Here is a 20,538-nt window from a genome sequence, read left to right as displayed (position 1 = left end):
CATCAATCGCTGTTATTGGCCAGGGTGACGATCCGGGCAAAGTCTGACACCATGGTCGCCATATCCACTCGGGGGACCGCGCCAGGAGCGATTTTGGGGCGAAATACAGCTTGAAGCTTGCCTGCCGGATTGATCAGAACAATCGAAGCGGAATGGTCTACCAAATAATCCTTCTCCCCTTGGTCCGCGATCGAGTAAACCAACCCCAAATTACGCACAAATGGAAATAGCTTATCGTGGGAGCCTGTCGCAGCCTTGAACTCAGGATGAAAGAAGGCGGTGTAGCTTTTCAAACGGGCACTATCATCCCGCTGCGGATCTGCCGAGATAAACATCACTTGGCTACTCGGCGCAACCTGCTTGAGCTGGTCATACACCGAACGCAAATCAGCCAAGGTGGTTGGGCAAATATCAGGACAAAAAGTGTAGCCGACGAACAAAAAGGTCCAGTGACGCTGCAGACTGGCAGGGTTAAACGGCTGGCCATTGGCATCGGTGAGATGGAAATCGTTGATATCACGCCCGCCAGAGGGGTAGTAATCCGCTTGATCAGGTAACTGTGGCTGGGTGGCGAAAAATGCCAACCCCATGCCTGCAATGGCGAGCAAAAATAGCAAAGGATAACGTAACTTGACCATAACAAGGACCTTCTCGCTGCAATGCCTCTGGCCTTACTGACCGGATAGGGAAGCATTGTAACCCAGCCCTCGCAGAACCGAATGGTCGCGGGTGGTTTCTCATAAAAATAGATCCACGATAAACCAAGCCCGCCCCGCGCCTTGGTGGATTTACCAAGGCTGTCACTGCGACATAAGGTTAAGTCCCTGACGAGAGCGGATACCGAGTGATTCTTAGGTGTGGGGGTAATGGCCCAATCCCTTCAGATGACTAGCGGACTTAGCTGTAATGGGGATCACGGGAGCCAGCCGATTACCATGGGTGCTGGCATCATGGCCATGCTTAAGCAGCAGGACTAATCTGACGATTTTTAGCTTGGGGCAGCCTAACCATAAAGCCCAATATGACCCCTTGTGGTACAGCCACAGACCATAAAACCGGGTGACTCTGCTGCCTTTAATAAACCGGGTGATAGAGGAGGCCGATTCAGCTTCTGCTGAACGCCATGGCTTTCTCAACGCCATACCCTTTCTCCTTGGCTGACCAGTCACGCCGCTAAACGCCCCTTCCCTCGCTCATCGTAGGGGGACGATGTCGGCGCTCACCCTGTGCCATTTACTGACGAGCTCCAGCCGCGCCAGTGGCGGGTGGAGTGCTGCTTTATGAGCGAAAAACCTCTTTTGAGCATATACCCGAAACAGCTACCTTGGCGGTCAGCTGGGGGATGAAGGTGGGTGAGATTAAAATCTGCTTGATACTTTTGGGGAAAAACCAGCATGTGCCGAACTGGAAATGGCTCGATGGGCGAAATAACAGACTATCCCAATAGGTATGATTGGCGCAGCCAGGTTGGATATGGGCAGTACCCAGACAGCGGAGCCTACATCAGTACGTGAGGGCTTAGAACACAGTCCGAGGCCAACATGGCAAGTGAAATAGCCCTAATGGGCTGTGCTTTAAGTCCGCCCCTTTACATAAACCAAGGGGCGGGTATTAACGTATCTCAGTGATGTTGCATGGCTCAGGGATTAGCTTTTTTTGACCGGGCGAGCCCACCCTTTGATGTGACGCTGCGGCACGCGACTGATGACCAGTTCATGCTCTGCGACATCCTTGGTGATGGTGGAACCCGCCCCTAAGGTCGCTCCTTTGCCAATGTGCACCGGCGCCACCAGTTGGGTATCGGAGCCAACGAATACGTCGTCCTCGATGATGGTCTCGAACTTGTTTATCCCATCGTAGTTACAAGTGATCGTCCCAGCGCCGATATTCACGTTGGCACCGACCTTGGCATCTCCCAGATAGCTCAAATGCCCGCATTTTGAACCGACACCAAGCCGCGCTTTCTTCATTTCGACGAAGTTGCCGACGTGAGCATCTTGCTCCAGCACCGCTCCGGGACGCAGGCGAGTAAAGGGGCCGACCGAGCACTGATCGGCAATTTGCGCCCCTTCAATGACCGAGTAGGGTTTCACCTCACTGTGATCACCAATCACGCAATCTTTCAGCACACTGCCTGCACCAATTCGCACATGATTGCCCAGCACAACGTTACCTTCGATGATGACATTGACATCGATCACCACCTCTTCGCCGATGTCGAGGGTTCCGCGCAGATCGAAACGAGCGGGATCGATCAAGGTGACGCCAGCGATCATCAACTTCTCGGCCTGCAACTGCTGGTAGCTGCGCTCAAGCTGAGCCAACTGCACTCGGTTATTGGCCCCTTCTACCTCGGCGGCACGCTCCGGATGGACCGCAGCGATCGGGCAACCATCGGCGTGTGCCATGGCGATCACGTCGGTCAGGTAGAACTCGCCCTGAGCATTTTTGTTATCCAAACGCGATAGCCAGCTGCGCAGCTGACCGCCATTGGCCACCAGCACACCGGTGTTCACTTCGCGGATGGTCAGCTGCTCGGCGTTGGCATCTTTCTGCTCGACAATCCCGACCACCTGGCCGTTGCTGCGCACGATCCGGCCATAGCCAGTGGGGTTGTCCAGCACCACGGTCAGCAGCGCCATGCCATCACTTGCCTTGGCAGCCAGCAGCCGTTGCAGGGTCTCTGGCTGGATCAGCGGGGTATCGCCGTACAGCACCAGCACGTCGTCGTCATCCTGCCAAAACGGGATGGCCTGAGCCACGGCATGACCGGTTCCCAGCTGCTGCGCCTGCAGCACCCAGTTGACGTTGGCCGCGACGATCCGCTCTTTGAGCAGCTCGGCACCGTGGCCATAGACCAGATGCAGCTGTTCGGCGCCCACCTGACGGGCGGTGTCGATAACATGGGAGACCATGGGTTTGTTTGCTACTGGGTGCAATACTTTGGGCAGAGAAGATCGCATGCGGGTGCCCTTGCCCGCAGCCAGGATCACAACGTTGAGAGACATGAGGTCGACCTTGAACTTGTGTGGAAATACCCGGCGGAGTCTATCCAACAGGTAAAAAAAAAGCGACCCGCAGGTCGCTTTTTACATCACCGTTATTAGCGGTAATTCTTTTTGACGATATCGATAACCCGCAATTGGGCCATCGCTTTGGCCAGCTCGGTAGCGGCTTGGGCGTAGTCGATATCACCATGGGAGCTCTGGATCCGCGCTTCGGCTGCACGCTTGGCCTCTTGGGCTTTCGCCTCATCCAAGTCATCAGCACGAATCGCAGTGTCCGCCAGCACGGTCACGGCTTCAGGCTGCACTTCCAGCATACCGCCGGAGACATACAACACCTCTTCCGTTCCGTTCTGCTTTACCAAGCGGACCAAGCCCGGCTTGATAGCAGTCAGCAACGGAGCATGACCGTGGCGAAGACCCAACTCCCCTTCGGAGCCTGTTACCTGAGCAGATTGCACGCGACCGGAAAAAAGTTTTCCTTCGGCGCTCACCACATCTAGGTGAAAGGAGATCATCTCTGCCATGGGCCCTCCTGTCTAGGCTTACAGTTTCTTGGCTTTCTCGACAACTTCGTCGATACCGCCAACCATGTAGAACGCCTGCTCAGGCAGATCGTCATACTCGCCTTTCAGGATGCCCTGGAAACCACGAATGGTCTCTTTCAGTGGCACGTACTTACCCGGGGAACCGGTAAATACTTCTGCTACGAAGAACGGCTGGGACAGGAAACGCTCAATTTTACGGGCACGGGCGACGGTCAGTTTGTCTTCTTCTGACAGTTCATCCATCCCCAAGATGGCGATGATGTCCTTCAGCTCTTTGTAGCGCTGCAGTACGGTTTGAACGCCACGAGCGGTCTCGTAGTGCTCTTTGCCAACCACCAGCGGGTCCAGCTGACGAGAGGTAGAGTCCAGCGGGTCAACGGCTGGGTAGATACCCAGTGCCGCGATCTGACGGGACAGTACCACGGTCGCATCCAAGTGGGCGAAGGTGGTGGCCGGAGACGGGTCAGTCAAGTCATCCGCAGGCACGTAAACGGCCTGTACGGAGGTGATAGAACCGGTCTTGGTGGAGGTGATACGTTCTTGCAGAACGCCCATCTCTTCGGCCAGGGTCGGCTGATAACCTACTGCAGAAGGCATACGGCCTAGCAGTGCGGATACTTCAGTACCGGCCAGCGTGTAACGGTAGATGTTGTCCACGAAGAACAATACGTCACGCCCTTCGTCACGGAACTTCTCAGCCATGGTCAGGCCGGTCAGCGCCACGCGCAGACGGTTTCCGGGCGGCTCGTTCATCTGACCGTAAACCAGAGATACTTTGTCCAATACGTTGGACTCCATCATCTCGTGGTAGAAGTCGTTACCCTCACGGGTCCGCTCACCAACACCGGCGAACACAGAGTAACCACTGTGCTCAATCGCGATGTTACGGATCAGCTCCATCATGTTGACGGTTTTGCCTACACCGGCACCACCGAACAAACCAACCTTACCACCCTTGGCGAACGGGCATACCAGGTCGATAACCTTGATGCCAGTTTCCAGCAGATCGTTACTGTTGGACTGATCTTCATAGCTAGGCGCCGCACGATGGATAGACCAGCGTTCTTCTTCACCGATCGGACCTTTTTCGTCGATTGGCTCGCCCAGTACGTTCATGATCCGGCCCAGAGTCGAAGTACCGACCGGAACCTGGATGGATTTACCGCTATTCACTACTTCCAACCCACGACGCAGACCGTCGGAGGAACCCATGGTGATACAACGAACGACGCCGCCACCGATCTGCTGCTGCACTTCCAGCACCAAACCCTGGCCTTGGCCTTCGCTGACGACGTTCAGGGCGTCGTACACCTGGGGCACGGCATTCTGTGGGAACTCGATGTCCACCACAGCGCCGATGATTTGGACGATGAAACCGTTACTCATGTCAAATCCTCTAAACCTTTGATAACCCTTGCCTTACACCGCAGCAGCACCGGATACGATCTCTGTCAGCTCCTGGGTAATACTGGCCTGACGGGCCTTGTTGTATACCAGTTGCAGATCGTTAATCAGGTTACCGGCGTTGTCAGTCGCGGCTTGCATGGCAACCATTCGGGCTGCCTGTTCACTGGCTAAGTTTTCCACTACGCCCTGGTAGACTTGTGATTCGACATAGCGAACCAGCAAGGTATCCAGCAACTTCTTGGGATCAGGCTCATAGAGGTAATCCCAGTGGTTCTTCTTAGTCAGCTTGCTGTCTTCAGTTACGGGCAAAGGCAGCAATTGATCGACCCGTGGTTGCTGCACCATGGTGTTAACAAACTTGTTGTACACCAGATACAGCTTGTCTATCTCACCGTTGTCGTAAGCCTTCAGCATGACCTTGACTGAACCAATCAGGTCATTGACGCTCGGGTTATCGCCCAGTCCTGCGACATGAGCTTTCACCTTGGCGCCGTGCCGTTCAAAGAAGTTGGAGGCTTTGTTACCGATCAGAGCCAAGTCAACCTTGGCGCCTTTCTCGCTCCATTGCTTCATATCATTGAGGGCAGCTTTGAACAGGTTGATGTTCAAACCACCACACAGGCCACGGTCGGTGGAGACGACGATGTAACCCACTCGCTTGGCCTCACGTTCGATGAGGTAGGGGTGCTTGTATTCCAAGTTTCCCTGAGCGATATGGCCGATCACCTTGCGCATGGTTTCAGCGTAAGGACGGCTGGCAGACATGCGTTCCTGCGCACGGCGCATCTTGCTTGCTGCCACCATTTCCATCGCGCCGGTGATCTTCTGAGTGTTTTTCACACTCCCGATCTTGTTACGTATCTCTTTTGCGCCGGCCATCTCTTCTCTCCATCAGGTGGCAGCTTACGCTGCCACACGCGCTTACCAGGTCTGAGTTGCCTTGAAGCTATCTAGCAACGCAGTCAGCTTGCCAACGATCTCGTCGTTGTAGTCTGCTTTGGCATTGATGTCAGCCATCAGCGAACCATGCTGGGTATTGGCGTAAGAGAGCAGAGCGGCTTCGAAGTCGACGATTTTGTTCAGCTCGACATCGGAGAGATAGCCTTTTTCCGCAGCGAACAACACCAGCGACTGCTGGGCAACGCTCATCGGAGAGTACTGTTTCTGCTTCATCAGCTCAGTCACTTTCTGGCCATGATCCAACTGCTTACGCGTGGCATCATCAAGGTCAGAAGAGAACTGGGCAAAAGCGGCCAATTCACGGTACTGGGCCAGTGCGGTACGGATACCACCAGACAGCTTCTTAACAATCTTGGTCTGAGCAGCACCCCCTACACGGGATACCGAGATACCCGGATCAACCGCCGGACGAATACCGGAGTTAAACAGCTGGGTAGTCAGGAAGATCTGGCCATCGGTGATAGAAATCACGTTGGTCGGAACGAACGCAGAAACATCACCCGCTTGGGTTTCGATGATCGGCAGCGCCGTCAGAGAACCGGTCTGGCCTGTTACCGCCCCATTAGTGAACTTCTCGACGTACTCTACGTTTACGCGAGCTGCACGCTCCAGCAGACGGGAGTGCAGATAGAACACATCACCAGGATATGCTTCACGTCCTGGCGGACGGCGCAGCAGCAGGGAGATTTGACGATACGCGACAGCCTGTTTAGACAGGTCATCATAAATGATCAGCGCATCTTCACCGCGGTCACGGAAGTACTCACCCATGGAGCAACCCGCATAGGGCGCGAGGTACTGCAGGGCCGCCGCTTCTGAGGCAGAGGCAACCACCACGATGGTGTTGGCCAGGGCACCGTGCTCTTCCAGCTTGCGCACCACGTTAGCGATGGTGGAGGCCTTCTGGCCGATCGCAACGTAGACACACTTAATGCCAGAATCTTTCTGGTTGATGATGGTGTCGATCGCAATGGCAGTTTTACCTACCTGGCGGTCACCGATGATCAGCTCACGCTGGCCACGACCGATAGGGATCATGGCATCGATCGCTTTCAAACCGGTCTGGACTGGCTGGTCAACAGACTTACGTTCGATAACGCCCGGCGCAATCACTTCGATCGGCGAGAAGCCGTCGTGATCAAGCGGACCTTTACCGTCGATAGGCTGACCCAGGGTGTTGACCACCCGGCCCAACAGACCACGACCCACCGGCACTTCTAGAATGCGGCCAGTCCCTTTCACTTTCATCCCTTCTGCCAAGTTGGCATAAGGGCCCATTACTACGGCACCAACAGAGTCACGCTCTAGGTTCAATGCCAGAGCATAGCGGTTACCCGGCAGCTCGATCATTTCACCCTGCATGGCATCGGCCAGGCCATGAATACGAATGATACCGTCACTCACAGAGACGATGGTACCTTCGTTACGCGCTTCGCTCTTGACATCAAACTGCGCAATACGCTGCTTGATAAGCTCGGCGATTTCAGTGGAATTCAGTTGCATGCTCTAATACCCCAATCAAGATTGCAGCGCGTCAGCCATGCGATCCAGCTTGCCGCGGACTGTGCCGTCGATAACCAGATCACCGGCCTTGATGAGCACTCCGGCCATCAAGGACGCATCAATGCTGCAATTCAGCTTCACTTTGCGCGCGAGACGTTGTTCCAGAGAAGCCTGAATATTGGCTTTCTGCTGGTCGGTCAGTTCGATCGCCGAAATCACGTCAGCTTGAACCTCTTTATCCAGTTCAGCTTTCAGCGCAACAAATTCAGCAACGACCGCCGGCAGCACACCCAAGCGACCATTCTCAGCCATCACCCGAATTAGGTTCTGACCATGCTCATCGAGCTGCTCACCACAGATACCAACAAATAATTTTGCCAGTTCTTCGGCGGCCAGAGAGCCGTTTACCAGCGCATGGATGGCATCGTTCTTCGCTACCTCGGCAGCAAAGCTCAACATTCCTAGCCACTGGTTAACCGCCTTGTGCTCAACGGCAAACTCGAAAGCAGCCTTGGCGTAGGGGCGAGCGATTGTAGTCAGTTCAGACATAGCCCCGTTCCCGTTACAGTTCTGCTACCAGTTTGTCGACGATGTCGCTGTTGGCAGCCTGGTCGATTTGACGCGCCAGGATCTTCTCTGCACCCGCAATGGCAAGAGCAGCAACCTGCTTGCGCAGTTCTTCTTTGGCACGATGACGTTCAGCTTCGATCTCAGCACGGCCTTGAGCTAGGATTTTTTCCCGCTCAGCTTGCGCCCCAACAGTTGCTTCATCCATGATCTGGGCTTTGCGTTTATTAGCCTGTTCAATGATTTCGGCAGCCTGGAGCTTGGCTTCTTTCAGCTGATCAGTGGCATTGGCCTTGGCCAACTCCAGATCTTTCTTGGCACGCTCGGCAGAAGAAAGTCCGTCAGCAATAGCTTTCTGACGAGCTTCGATGGCAGCCATGAGTGGCGGCCATACGTACTTCATGCAAAACACCACGAAGAAGAAAAAAGCAATTGCTTGGCCGAGGAGGGTGGCGTTGATATTCACAGCCTATGTCCTCTTTAGTTGGTTAATGGGTTGGGCCCGAAAGCGTCGCAATGACTTAGCCAGCAACCGCAAACATCACGTACAGACCCAGACCAACGGCGATCATCGGGATCGCATCCACCAGACCCATCACGATGAAGAACTGGGTACGCAGAACAGGGATCAGGTCAGGTTGACGAGCTGCACCTTCCAGGAACTTGCCACCCAGAATACCGATACCGATGGAGGCGCCAATAGCAGCCAAGCCCATCATCATTGCAGCAGCGATATACAGCATGTCCATGTTCAAGTTTTCCATGAGGATCTCCAATTATTTAGATGTAATTAATTGTATAAAAACGATTATTTGAGTTGCATCAACCATGGTCTTCTTGCGCCATCGACAAATAAACGATGGTCAATACCATGAAGATAAATGCCTGCAGCGTGATGATCAGAATGTGGAAAATTGCCCAAGGCACGGACAAAACCCACTGTGACCACCAAGGTAACAAACCCGCAATCAGGATAAAGATCAGCTCGCCAGCATACATGTTGCCGAACAGTCGAAGACCCAGAGAAACAGGTTTGGAAATCAGCGTAACAGTTTCCAAGATGAGGTTAACTGGGATAGCAGCAGGGTGGTTGAAAGGCTGAAGTGTCAGCTCCTTCACAAACCCGCTCACACCCTTAACCTTGATGCTGTAGTACAGGATCAAGAAAAACACGCCCAAAGCCATGGACATGGTGATGTTAACGTCAGCAGAGGGAACCACACGCAGATAGGGAATACCCATCAATTGTGCAGCGTGGGGGATAAAGTCAACGGGGATCAAATCCATCAGGTTCATCAGGAAGATCCACACAAACACCGTCAAGGCCAAAGGTGCGATGACCTTGTTACGACCGTGAAAGATGTCCTTGACGTTACCACTCACAAACTCGACCAGCATCTCCACAAAGCACTGCAGCTTACCCGGTACGCCACTGGTCGCATTCGCAGCGACACGGCGGAATATCCAAATAAACAGCGCGCCCAACAGCACAGAAAATACCATTGAATCGATATTGACTGTCCAGAACCCAGAACCGACTTGCAGATGGGTTAGATGGTGGGAGATATATCCCTGAGGAGTCAGGACTTCTCCGGTTGCAGACATGAGTTTTCCTAATAGTGGTTGTTAAGCGTGAATGAGACCATCCACTGTACAACGAGGGCGAGGATATAAGTGGCGAAGAATGAAGCGACATGCACCTCGATACCAGCACCAAACAGCAGGGTAAATAGTCCTGTTGTAGTCACGAGCTTAATCCCTGCCCCACCATAAAAGTCCCACAAAACAAGGCCAACACTCTCGGCCGTCACCTTACGGCGCAACACCCAGAGCGTGAACAAGGCTTGAGGAACCCAGTACATCCCCCCTCCGTAGAGGGAAGAGTAACCAGCGTCGGCACCCGCCAGATAAAACCAGACGGTGCCCATCGCCAAGATCAGAACCAGCTGACAAGCGAGCATAACCAAGGCCAGCGTCAAACCTTCCAAGGCTATTTTTTGCTTCACCAACGTGCCCCTGAACATTACAGAACTGTAAAAAATTGGGATCATGCGACCCAATATCCACAGACCTAAAAGCCGGTCAAATTATACCCTTGGGAACAGCTATTGCAATATGACAAAAACCCTTATTTTTTGCGGTGTTCCGCACCAAATTAAGGGTCTGTTCATATCAAAAGATGTGGATGTTTTATTACTACAAAAAGCGCAAAGATCACGATTCTGATAGACCAAAATAGCCCAAAACGCGGTCCAAATCGGCCAAACTCTCGTAACTAATTACTAACTTTCCGCTATCCCTTTTTCCCGCTTGAAGTTGAACCTGGCTACCCAGCTTTTCACTCAATTGGCGCTCCAAATAACCAATGTGAGGATCATGGGCTACCTCAACCTTGGCTTTAGCGGGTTCCAGCGCTTTTTGTACCAATCGCTCGGTATCACGCACCGTTAGCCCTTTTTGGGCCACTTGTTTAGCTAAATCAGATTGAGCTTGGCCACTTAATGCTAACAGGGCACGTGCATGTCCCATATCGAGATCACCGTGCTCAACGAAGCGCTTCACATCGTCATTGAGTTGGTTAAGGCGCAGCAAGTTAGTGACGGTAGTGCGAGATTTGCCGACTGCCTCAGCCACTTGTTGGTGAGTGAGCTCAAATTCAGTCAGCAACCGCTGTAGGGCGACCGCTTCTTCGATAGCATTGAGGTCTTCACGTTGGATATTCTCAATCAGTGCAATGGCGACGGCGGCCTCGTCGGGCACATCCTTGATGATACAAGGCACCACTTCGAGTCGAGCCAGCTGGGACGCGCGCCAGCGCCGTTCACCGGCGATGATCTCAAACGATTGTTCGCCAAGAGGGCGCACGACAATTGGCTGGATCACCCCTTGAGCACGGATTGAACTTGCCAGCTCTTCCAAGGCAACCTGCGACATGTCTTTACGTGGCTGATATTTACCAGACTGCAACCACTCGACAGGAAGCTTACGTAGCTCTCCATGCAACGTGGGCATCATCGCCTGTTCGGTCAGTTGCTCACTCAGTACCTGTTTTTGACGTGCCGCACTGCTGGTGCTGAGGAGGGCATCCAACCCTTTACCTAGCCCACGTTTTTTCAGGGTCATACGCTTTCTCGATCTGAGATGGTCGCCTGATCTGCTTGCTCTTGGCGACGCAGGATCTCGCCCGCTAATGCCAGATAAGCCTTGGCCCCCACCGATGATTTGTCATAGTGCATGGCAGGCGCCCCGAAACTGGGGGCCTCAGCCAACCGCACATTACGGGGAATAATGGTGCGGTAAACCTTGTCGCCAAAATGCTGTTTAAGCTGATCGGACACCTCATTGGCTAACCGATTACGGTGATCGAACATAGTGCGTAGCACCCCTTCGATCTCTAAATCAGGATTCACCACCGCGGCAAGCTTACCAATGGTGTCGACCAAGGCGGTGAGCCCTTCCAGTGCGTAGTATTCACACTGCATCGGCACCAAGATTGAATCAGCTGCCGCCATGGCGTTCACGGTCAGCATATTGAGCGAGGGGGGGCAGTCGATAAAGATGTAGTCATAATGCTCCCGCACTGACGCTAACGCATGACGCAGGCGAAGCTCACGGGCAAAAAACTCCATTAGGCGGATTTCAGCAGCTGTTACGTCAGCATTGGCCGCAACCAGATGATATGCCCCTGAGGTTTCAGTGATGATCACCTCACTGATCGGGGTATCCTCCACCAATAGCTCGTAAGCCGTACGTTCGACGTCGTACTTATTTATGCCACTCCCCATCGTGGCATTGCCTTGTGGATCGAGGTCAATCACCAGCACCTTACGCCGAGTTGCCGCCATGGAAGCAGCTAGATTGATACAGGTGGTAGTTTTACCCACCCCCCCTTTTTGGTTGGCTATGGCGATGACTTTTCCCACACAATCCCCTAAGTGAAACGGCAGCCCCTATTCGGGTTGGATATGCTTGAATACCAGCAGATGACGCTCACCTTCCAACTCTGGCACCTGCAATACGTGACAGGCTACCAGACAGATATTCGCTGGCAACTGGGCCAACTCCTGCTCGGGATATTGCCCCTTGAGCGCCAAGAAGCAACCCTGCTTTGTCGGCAGATGGTGGCACCAGCTCAGCATATCCTCTAGTGAGGCGAATGCCCGACTCAGTACTCCATCAAATCCTGTTTCGGGTTGATACTCTTCGACCCGGGCTTTGACAGGCGTCACGTTGGTTAATCCCAGCTCAAGCATGACCTGACGGATGAAGTTGATCCGCTTGCCTAGGCTATCGAGCAACACAAACTGCTTATCTGGATTAATGATGGCCAATGGTAAGCCGGGCAAGCCGGGCCCAGTCCCTACGTCAATAAAACGCTCGCCGTGCAAGTGGGGACTGACCACCAGACTATCGAGAATATGCTTGACCAGCATGGCGTCAGGCTCACGCACCGAGGTGAGATTGTAAGCTTTGTTCCACTTGTGCAGCAACTCGACCAGCCGCACCAGTTGGCTCTTTTGGGTATCTGTGATAACGATGCCGGCCTGCATGAGCAGGCCGTTCAATTTTTCCAACATGTTTTGCAACGGTGAGATTCCTCAGGCGGTTTTACGCAGCAGCCCGTGTTTTTTCAGGTGAACCAGCAGGATGGAGATAGCCGCAGGGGTGATGCCAGAGATACGAGAAGCCTGACCAATGGTCTGTGGTTTCGCATCGTTTAGCTTGGCTATCACCTCGTTGGACAGGCCATTGACCTCGCGGTAATTCATGTCCAGCGGTAATAGGGTGTTCTCATTGCGCAGCTGTTTTTCAACTTCGTCATGCTGACGTTCAATGTAACCGGCGTACTTGATCTGGATCTCCACCTGATCAGCAGCGGCAGGATCTACAACCGCAGGACCGATCCCTTCAATGGCCATCAACGCGTCGTAGGTCACTTCTGGGCGGCGTAGCAGCTCTTCTAAGCTCTGTTCGCGGGTCAGTGGGGTGTTGACCAGGGCATTGACTGCCGCTAACGCAGAATGCTGTGGGTGGACCCACGTCGAGCGCATCCGCTGACGCTCCAGCTCAACCAGCTCCATCTTGGCGTTGAACTTGCTCCAACGTTCATCATCCACCAGACCCAATTCACGACCGATAGCGGTCAGACGGATATCGGCGTTGTCCTCGCGCAGCAGCAAGCGGTATTCGGCACGGCTGGTGAACATGCGGTAAGGCTCGCGGGTCCCCAGGGTGGAGAGATCGTCCATCATCACCCCCATGTAGGCCTGATCTCGCCGTGGGTGCCAAGGATCCTTGTCTTGGGCCCGCAACGCCGCATTCAGACCGGCCATCAGGCCTTGTGCCGCGGCCTCTTCGTAACCGGTTGTGCCGTTGATCTGGCCGGCAAAGAACAGGTTAGGTATGCACTTACTCTCCATGTTGGCCTTGAGATCCCTAGGATCAAAGAAATCGTACTCGATTGCATAGCCAGGGCGAGTGATATGGGCATTTTCGAAACCACGGATCGAGCGAACGATCTGGACCTGCACATCGAACGGCAGACTGGTTGAGATTCCATTTGGGTAAAGCTCGTGGGTAGTCAGCCCCTCCGGCTCAACAAAGATCTGGTGTGCTGTTTTGTCGGCAAAACGGGTGATCTTATCTTCGATCGATGGGCAGTAGCGCGGGCCGATCCCCTCGATCACCCCAGCGTACATAGGGCTGCGATCCAGATTATTGCGGATCACCTCGTGGGTGCGCTCGTTGGTATGGGTGACATAGCAAGGCACCTGACGAGGGTGTTGGCCTGCATGACCCAGAAAAGAGAATACAGGGCAGGGATCGTCGCCATATTGGGTTTGCATCAGTGAGGTATCGACACTGCGGGCATCGATACGGGGCGGTGTACCTGTTTTAAGCCGATCAATGCGCAGCGGCAGTTCACGTAGTCGCTGGGCCAGTGCAACAGAAGGGGGATCGCCTGCACGACCACCTTTGTAATTTTCCATGCCAATGTGGATCAAACCATTGAGGAAGGTGCCAACAGTCAACACCACGGTTTTGCCACTGATGCGGATGCCACTTTGAGTGACCACCCCGGTTACTTGATCCCCAGTCATGATCAGATCATCACACGCTTGCTGGAAGATCTTTAGGTTTGGGTAATTCTCTAGCGTCTGGCGGACAACGGCTTTGTAGAGCAAGCGGTCTGCTTGAGCTCGGGTTGCACGTACGGCGGGGCCTTTAGAGGAGTTAAGCGTGCGAAACTGGATCCCGCCAAGATCGATGGCCTGGGCCATGATCCCACCCAGAGCGTCAACTTCCTTGACCAAGTGTCCCTTACCGATCCCACCGATCGCTGGATTGCAGGACATATGTCCCAAAGTATCAATGTTGTGGGTGAGCAGTAGGGTATTCATCCCCATACGAGCCGCTGCGGTTGCAGCTTCGGTACCTGCATGACCGCCACCAACGACGATCACATCAAATTGTTCATGGTATTGCATAGGGATCACCTTGATCTGCACGCCTGAAGATCGTTATTTGCCTGAGCTAAAGGGCGGATCATTCTAGCTGTTTCGTGCCCTGAGGGGAATGTCTAGTTACCTTGGTTCATAAGAGAGGATCCGCTTATTAGATCTTAAGGATCTTTAGATCGATCTTTTATTGGATCTTTTATTAGGATCAACCAGATCTGTTGATAAGCACTTTTTGATCATAGAGATCATGAATTTAAGCGCGATCTCAGCTTGTGGAAAAGCTTGGATCCTAACCCAGTGAACAAGGGGATAACTAGGGCTTTTATACACAGAGGTCTGTCAGGGTGGATCTAATACATGAATAACTATAGGTTTTGCAGAGCTTTACACCGTAGTTATGCACATAACCCCTGGGCATTGTGGGTAACCGTGTAGAACAACTCCCTCGGATCAATCTGTTAATAACATGGTGGATAGTCGATCTGAGGATAAGTGGGGAGATCAAGCTTTTTTTTCAGGATCTCCCACAGGTTGATCAGGAGATCATGGTCATCCAGTCGCGGATCCACATTTCGGCGGCATCTTCAGGGATCTCGTGTTGGGTCACATCGATGTCGAGCCGCTCGCCGATCCGGCTAGCGCCACATTCGGTCAGCAGCCGATCCAGCGTCTTGCCGCCTTGGCAGAAGGTGTCATAACTGCTGTCGCCAAGGGCGATCACGCCATATCTCAGTGAATTAAGGTCCGGATGCTGCTCGGCAAGATCCTTGGCGAAGGGTTGCAGGTTGTCGGGCACATCACCGGCCCCGTGGGTCGAGGTGACCACCAGCAGGATTGATCCCGCATCATCCAGCACCTCTGCCAGCTTGGCCGGGTTGTGGATCTGGGTCTGGTGGCCAGCCTGTTCCAGCAGGTTGGCGACGTGGTCTGCGACATATTCGGCGGCGCCCAGCATGGAGCCGACGACGAGATTGAGTTTGGCCATGGAATGGATCCTGATTTCAGACAAAGAAACGGAAAGCCAGATTCTACCGCCAAAGGGTGTGGATAAATATGGATAAAGCTTGGGGATAATGGATCCAGTCAGATAATGCAGCCGGATCCACCCGTCGATCTTTTTTCTGCTTCTTTATATTCCTCTTTGTTTTTAGCTCCTCTCATTGCTCTCCTTATGACTCCCGTTTCACGCCAAACCCGACCAATGATGCAGCTAGATAACAATCTAGATGCAAATGATTAGCAATTATTGAATCGATTCGATCACGGCTCCTGTAGTAGGATTGCGCTACTTTATTCACCCATGAAACAGGGTGATGTCGTTATAAATGACCACAAATAACAATTAAAACAATATAATTCATTGATAAACGAGACTTTAATATGATTGCGCAAAAATACATATCAGGACCCAGCAAGCAGGGCGCCTTCGGCATGCTTTCGCTCTCCGGTTTACTCGTCTCTCTGCCGCTGATGGCCGAACAGGCCACCGCTGAGCTGCCCAAAGTCAGCGAAACCGTGGTGGTGACCGGTACGGCCATGAAGGTGGAAGTCCCCATGGCCGAGACGCCTCGGGCCGTCTCCGTGGTTAACCGAGAGGAGCTGGATCAGCACGCCGTGTTGCAGCTGGATGAAGCGCTTCGCTACCGTTCCGGCGTATTGACCGGCCTCTATGGCTCCGACAACAACACCGACTGGTTCAAGGTGCGTGGCTTCGATGCCGCCTCTTATCTGGATGGCAACCGGCTGTTTGGTACCGGCTATTACGTCTGGACGCCGGAACCGTTCGGTCTGGAGAGTGTGGAAGTACTGAAGGGGCCAGCCTCGATCCTTTACGGTGAGGCGCCTCCGGGCGGGGTGATCAATGCCATCAGCAAGCGACCGACCGCCACGCCGCAAGGGCAGGTGGATCTGCAGCTTGGCAGCCGGGATCATCGTCAGGTTGGGGTGGACGTCTCTGACGCGCTCTCCGACAACAGCCGCTATCGCATGGTGGCTCTCTATAAAGAGCGTGATGGGGTGCTTACCGGTACTTACAACGATCGGGTTTATCTGGCGCCCAGCGTCACCTTCGATCTTTCGGATCGTACCAGCCTGACCCTGCTGGCCAGTTTCCTGCACGATGAAGGGGTCCCGACCAACGGCTTCTTCCCAGTCTATGGCACCCTGAACACCTCGGGCGGCCAGATTGATCCCTCCACCAACCTGAGCCAGCCGGATTACGATCGCAACCGTAACACCCAGATCTCCACCGGTTACGAGCTGGCCCACCAGCTCAACCAGACCTGGGAGTTCAAGCAGAACGTCCGCTTCAACTACAACGATCTGCTGCTGCGCCAGACCTACATCTTCCCGACCTATGAAGGCACAACCGCCAGTCGTGGCCTGGTTTACCGCGATGGCAATACCAAGAGTGCCACCATGGATAACCAGATGGTGGGCTACTGGAACACCGACAGCACCGAGCAGACCTTGTTGCTGGGGGTAGATCTGCAGCGTCACGTCAATGAAGGGGTCGAGGCCGACAACTACGCCATGGGCTCCATCAATACCATGAACCCCGATTACAGCGGCTTCCCCGGTTTTGATGAGTCGACCGCCACTCACCAGAAGAGCAGCAAGGGTCAGAGCGGCCTCTATGCCCAGCACCAGATCCGCTGGGACGATCGCTGGTTGCTGACGGCCGGTGGCCGCTTTGATTATGTGGAGACCCACAACACCAATACCAGCAAGGACGAGCGCCAGTACGATCACGAACTGTCCCTTTCGGGCAGCCTGATGTATCTGGCCGACAACGGCCTCTCTCCCTACTTTGCCTATGCCGAGTCGTTCGAGGTGTTGCCGGGGATCGATCCCAACACCAGAAGCTCCTGCCAGCCCCTCAAAGGCAAGCTCTACGAGACCGGTGTGAAGTATGCGCCCGCTTTCCTCGACGGTTACATCAATCTGGCGCTGTTCGATCTAGCCCAGACCCACTCGCTGGTCTCTACCGGTTCCGGCCAGCAGACCCAGGCGGGTGAAGTGACCTCTCAGGGGATTGAGCTGGAAGGGAGCGTGCAGGTGACAGATGCGCTGCGTCTGACCGCTGCTTATACCTACACCGATGCCAACACCAACGACACCGGCAGTGGCGATCGCCGTGCCAGCCTGATCCCGCGCCACATCGCCTCCTTCTGGGGTAACTACAAGGTGCAGCAAGGGGTGGCCTCGGGTCTGGAGCTGGGTACTGGCGTGCGTTATGTCGGTTCCAGCGTGGGGATTGGTGCCGTGAATGCGGACTACACCCCCATCTACGGCTCTGCCGAGGTGCCAGCTCATACCGTTTGGGATGCGATGATCGGGTATGACTTTGCCAAAAACTGGCGTGCCCAGCTCAACGTCAACAACCTGCTGGGTGAAACCTACGTGGCCAGTTGTGACTACTACTGCTACTACGGCGAGCCGCGCAGCGTAGTGGGCAGCATCAACTACCGCTGGTAACAGAGGGCGGGCGAGGGCTCTGGCCTTCGCCCCCTTTTCCCCCGTTCATTGATCTGAACATTTCTCTGCATAGCGGCCTGTCATGGAACTCTTGTCTCTGGTTTATCGCCAATATCGTTGGCCCTTTATCACCATTACCCTGCTCAGTCTGCTCAGTGCCGTCAGCGGGATTGGCGTCATTGCTTTTATCAATCAGTCTCTTATCGAATCTATAGGTGATCCGCTGCCGATCCTCGGTCAGCTGGTCGGCCTGATTGTGTTGCTGCTGGTGATCACGCTCGGATCTCAGCTGGCCCTGACCACTCTAGGTCACCATTTTGTCTACCGGTTGCGTGGACGTCTGCTCAAGCAACTGTTGGATACCGATGTTGCCCGCATCCGCCAGATTGGTCAGGGGCCGCTGCTGGCCTCCCTCTCCAGCGATATCGGCCAGATCACCATCGCCTTCGTGCGCCTGCCTGAGCTGGTGCAGGGACTGGTGCTCACGCTGGGTTCTGCCCTTTACCTCGGCTGGCTCTCTCCGGCCTTGCTCGGGGTGACCGCCCTCTGGGTTACCGTCACCATGGTGGTGGGCTGGTTGCTGGTGAACCGTGTTTATCGCCATCTTTCCCACATGCGTCAGGCCGAAGATCGGCTCTATCAGAACTATCAGGCCATCATCGCTGGCAGCAAGGAGCTGGCGCTCAACCGCGAACGGGCTCACTTTGTCTATCACCAGCTCTATGAGCAAAATGCCCGTGACTACCGCCAGCAGATCATCCGCGCCGACACCTATCACCTGAGCGCGGTGAACTGGTCGAATATCATGATGCTGGGGGCCATCGGTCTGGTCTTCTTTCTGGCCAACGGCCTTGGCTGGGCCAACACCAATGTGGCGGCTACCTTCGCCTTGACCCTGCTGTTCTTGCGTACCCCGCTGTTGCAGGGGATTGGCGCCCTGCCGACCCTGCTTGCTGCTCAGGTGGCATTCGACAAGATCGCCGCCCTCAATCTGGCCGAGCCGGACGCGGACTTCCCGCTGCCGCCTGCCATCCGCCCCTGGCAGCGTATCGAGCTGGAGCTGGTGAGCTTTCACTATCAGGGGGAGGGCGGCTTTGCTGTCGGCCCCATCGATCTGGTCATCGAAAAGGGGGAGCAGATCTTCATTATCGGTGGCAATGGCTCCGGCAAGTCGACGCTGGCCATGCTGCTGACCGGCCTCTACCAGCCGGTATCGGGCCGGATCCTGCTGGATGGTGAGCCGATCACCGATCGCAACGCGTATCTGGCGCTCTTCTCCGCCATCTTCACCGACTATCACCTGTTCCAGCACCTGCTGGGGCCGGAACCCAAGGATGAGCTGGTGGCTGAGTGGCTGGAGCGGTTGCAGATGGGCAGCAAGCTCACCATCGAGGATGGCTTTATCGCTGATATCGAGCTCTCTCAGGGTCAGCGCAAGCGGGTCGCCCTGCTGCTGGCGTTGGCCGAACAGCGCGAGGTGATGCTGTTTGACGAATGGGCCGCGGATCAGGATCCCCAGTTCCGCCGGATCTTCTATCAGGTGCTGTTGCCACGCCTCAAGGAGATGGGCAAGACGGTGATCGCCATCAGTCACGACGATCACTACTTCCCGCTGGCCGATCGCCTGCTGGAGATGCGTCAGGGCCAGCTCACTGAACTGACCGGCGCGCACCGGGCCGCAGTGAGCCGCGATGCGATCGCCCATCTGGATTGCGAGGTGCCGGCTTGATGCCGGTACCGATGAGACTGGCGGCAAGCCAGCACAGGAATTGCTTATGTTCGAGATGAAATCAGCCAGCCATATTGTGGTGAACGATCGCCCATTGCTTTCCTCTATCAGCTTGTACTTGAAGCCGCGAGATAGTGGAGATGCTGACCATGTTTGAGATGAAATCGGCCAGTTTTGTGGTGCACGCTCGCTCGCTGCTGCACCCCACCGACCTGCGTTTCGAGCAGGGACAGGTCTATGGCCTCATCGGCCACAATGGTTCCGGCAAATCGACCCTGCTCAAGCTGCTGGCACGCCAGCAACCGCTCAGCGACGGCGAGATCCTGTTCGATGGCAAGCCGCTGCCCGACTGGGGCAACCGGGAGTTTGCCCGTCAGGTGGCCTATTTGCCCCAGCATTTGCCGAGCGCCGAGAATCTGCTCGGGCGGGAGCTGGTGGAGATGGGTCGCTACCCCTGGCGCGGCCTGCTGGGCCGGATGGGGGCGGAGGATCACCGTCAGGTCGATCGGGCCATCGCCCTTACCCATACCGAACGCTTTGCCGAGCGGCTGGTGGATACCCTCTCCGGTGGCGAGCGGGGCCGGGTCTGGCTGGCGATGCTGCTGGCCCAGGAGAGCCGCTTCATCCTGCTGGACGAGCCGCTGGCCGCGCTGGATGTGGCCCATCAGGTGGAGGTACTGACGCTGGTCAAGCAGTTGAGCCGTCAGCTAAACCTTGGGGTCATCATCGTCATTCACGACATCAATATGGCCTCCCGCTTCTGTGATCGGTTGGTGGCGCTCCACTCCGGCCGCCTGCTCACCCACGGCGAACCTGAGGAGATCATGACCAGCGAGACCCTGCACGCTATCTATGGCATTCCGATGGAGGTCATTCGCCAC

At 54.9% G+C, this 20,538-nt stretch carries 20 protein-coding genes; 3 read left to right on the top strand and 17 right to left on the bottom strand.

Annotation, left to right across the window (positions count from 1 at the left end; genetic code table 11):
• Positions 1 to 2 precede the first annotated feature (2 nt).
• The 17 genes from CUC53_RS11870 to mioC form a co-directional block, all read right to left on the bottom strand.
• Positions 3 to 638 (bottom strand): SCO family protein, encoded by a 636-nt coding sequence (locus tag CUC53_RS11870; RefSeq protein WP_100294359.1) that lies wholly within the window; start codon positions 636 to 638, stop codon positions 3 to 5.
• Positions 639 to 851: 213 nt separating this feature from the next.
• Positions 852 to 1,142 (bottom strand): hypothetical protein, encoded by a 291-nt coding sequence (locus tag CUC53_RS11865; protein ID WP_100294358.1) that lies wholly within the window; start codon positions 1,140 to 1,142, stop codon positions 852 to 854.
• 504 nt (positions 1,143 to 1,646) lie between these two features.
• Positions 1,647 to 3,008: a bifunctional UDP-N-acetylglucosamine diphosphorylase/glucosamine-1-phosphate N-acetyltransferase GlmU gene (gene glmU / locus CUC53_RS11860; protein WP_100294357.1), complete on the bottom strand. Its 1,362-nt coding sequence runs from the start codon at positions 3,006 to 3,008 to the stop codon at positions 1,647 to 1,649.
• A 95-nt stretch (positions 3,009 to 3,103) separates the two neighbouring features.
• Complete coding sequence (locus tag CUC53_RS11855) at positions 3,104 to 3,532, bottom strand: F0F1 ATP synthase subunit epsilon (protein ID WP_167386743.1); 429 nt, start codon at positions 3,530 to 3,532, stop codon at positions 3,104 to 3,106.
• A gap of 18 nt (positions 3,533 to 3,550) precedes the next feature.
• Complete coding sequence (gene atpD, locus CUC53_RS11850; protein ID WP_100294356.1) at positions 3,551 to 4,939, bottom strand: F0F1 ATP synthase subunit beta; 1,389 nt, start codon at positions 4,937 to 4,939, stop codon at positions 3,551 to 3,553.
• Positions 4,940 to 4,972: 33 nt separating this feature from the next.
• Positions 4,973 to 5,839, bottom strand: coding sequence for a F0F1 ATP synthase subunit gamma (gene atpG / locus CUC53_RS11845; RefSeq protein ID WP_100294355.1), 867 nt, complete (start codon positions 5,837 to 5,839; stop codon positions 4,973 to 4,975).
• Between the two features lie 42 nt (positions 5,840 to 5,881).
• The gene (gene atpA, locus CUC53_RS11840; protein ID WP_100294354.1) at positions 5,882 to 7,423 is read right to left on the bottom strand and encodes a F0F1 ATP synthase subunit alpha; all 1,542 of its coding nucleotides are present in this window, start codon (positions 7,421 to 7,423) and stop codon (positions 5,882 to 5,884) included.
• Between the two features lie 15 nt (positions 7,424 to 7,438).
• Positions 7,439 to 7,972, bottom strand: a complete 534-nt coding sequence (gene atpH / locus CUC53_RS11835; RefSeq protein WP_100294353.1) for a F0F1 ATP synthase subunit delta — start codon at positions 7,970 to 7,972, stop codon at positions 7,439 to 7,441.
• 13 nt (positions 7,973 to 7,985) lie between these two features.
• Positions 7,986 to 8,456, bottom strand: a complete 471-nt coding sequence (atpF, locus tag CUC53_RS11830) for a F0F1 ATP synthase subunit B (protein ID WP_100294352.1) — start codon at positions 8,454 to 8,456, stop codon at positions 7,986 to 7,988.
• Positions 8,457 to 8,511: 55 nt separating this feature from the next.
• A complete protein-coding gene (gene atpE / locus CUC53_RS11825; protein WP_100294351.1) occupies positions 8,512 to 8,754 on the bottom strand; it encodes a F0F1 ATP synthase subunit C in 243 nt (80 codons plus the stop codon).
• Between the two features lie 58 nt (positions 8,755 to 8,812).
• Positions 8,813 to 9,595 (bottom strand): F0F1 ATP synthase subunit A, encoded by a 783-nt coding sequence (gene atpB / locus CUC53_RS11820; RefSeq protein WP_100294350.1) that lies wholly within the window; start codon positions 9,593 to 9,595, stop codon positions 8,813 to 8,815.
• An 8-nt stretch (positions 9,596 to 9,603) separates the two neighbouring features.
• Entirely contained in the window at positions 9,604 to 10,014 is a 411-nt protein-coding gene (locus CUC53_RS11815; protein WP_167386745.1) for an ATP synthase subunit I, read from the bottom strand.
• A 190-nt stretch (positions 10,015 to 10,204) separates the two neighbouring features.
• Complete coding sequence (locus CUC53_RS11810) at positions 10,205 to 11,113, bottom strand: ParB/RepB/Spo0J family partition protein (protein ID WP_100294349.1); 909 nt, start codon at positions 11,111 to 11,113, stop codon at positions 10,205 to 10,207.
• On the bottom strand, positions 11,110 to 11,913 hold the full coding sequence (locus CUC53_RS11805) for a ParA family protein (protein WP_100294348.1): 804 nt from the start codon (positions 11,911 to 11,913) through the stop codon (positions 11,110 to 11,112). The genes CUC53_RS11810 and CUC53_RS11805 overlap by 4 nt, the downstream gene beginning before the upstream one ends.
• Before the next feature lie 27 nt (positions 11,914 to 11,940).
• Entirely contained in the window at positions 11,941 to 12,567 is a 627-nt protein-coding gene (gene rsmG / locus CUC53_RS11800; protein ID WP_100294375.1) for a 16S rRNA (guanine(527)-N(7))-methyltransferase RsmG, read from the bottom strand.
• A 21-nt stretch (positions 12,568 to 12,588) separates the two neighbouring features.
• The gene (gene mnmG, locus CUC53_RS11795; RefSeq protein ID WP_100294347.1) at positions 12,589 to 14,478 is read right to left on the bottom strand and encodes a tRNA uridine-5-carboxymethylaminomethyl(34) synthesis enzyme MnmG; all 1,890 of its coding nucleotides are present in this window, start codon (positions 14,476 to 14,478) and stop codon (positions 12,589 to 12,591) included.
• 508 nt (positions 14,479 to 14,986) lie between these two features.
• Entirely contained in the window at positions 14,987 to 15,436 is a 450-nt protein-coding gene (gene mioC / locus CUC53_RS11790; RefSeq protein ID WP_167386742.1) for an FMN-binding protein MioC, read from the bottom strand.
• Positions 15,437 to 15,831: 395 nt separating this feature from the next.
• Here mioC and CUC53_RS11785 point away from each other — a divergent pair, with 395 nt between their 5' ends.
• From CUC53_RS11785 to CUC53_RS11775, 3 genes are all read left to right on the top strand, one after another.
• A complete protein-coding gene (locus CUC53_RS11785) occupies positions 15,832 to 17,928 on the top strand; it encodes a TonB-dependent siderophore receptor (RefSeq protein ID WP_100294345.1) in 2,097 nt (698 codons plus the stop codon).
• An 82-nt stretch (positions 17,929 to 18,010) separates the two neighbouring features.
• On the top strand, positions 18,011 to 19,657 hold the full coding sequence (locus tag CUC53_RS11780) for a multidrug ABC transporter permease/ATP-binding protein (protein ID WP_100294344.1): 1,647 nt from the start codon (positions 18,011 to 18,013) through the stop codon (positions 19,655 to 19,657).
• A gap of 149 nt (positions 19,658 to 19,806) precedes the next feature.
• On the top strand, positions 19,807 to 20,538 hold a 732-nt coding region (locus CUC53_RS11775; protein ID WP_100294374.1), incomplete at its 3' end, for an ATP-binding cassette domain-containing protein.

Source organism: Aeromonas cavernicola (genome assembly GCF_002795305.1).
GTDB lineage: Bacteria > Pseudomonadota > Gammaproteobacteria > Enterobacterales > Aeromonadaceae > Aeromonas > Aeromonas cavernicola.
Note: the sequence above shows the minus strand (reverse complement) of the source record. Positions and strands in the feature narration are given on the sequence as shown.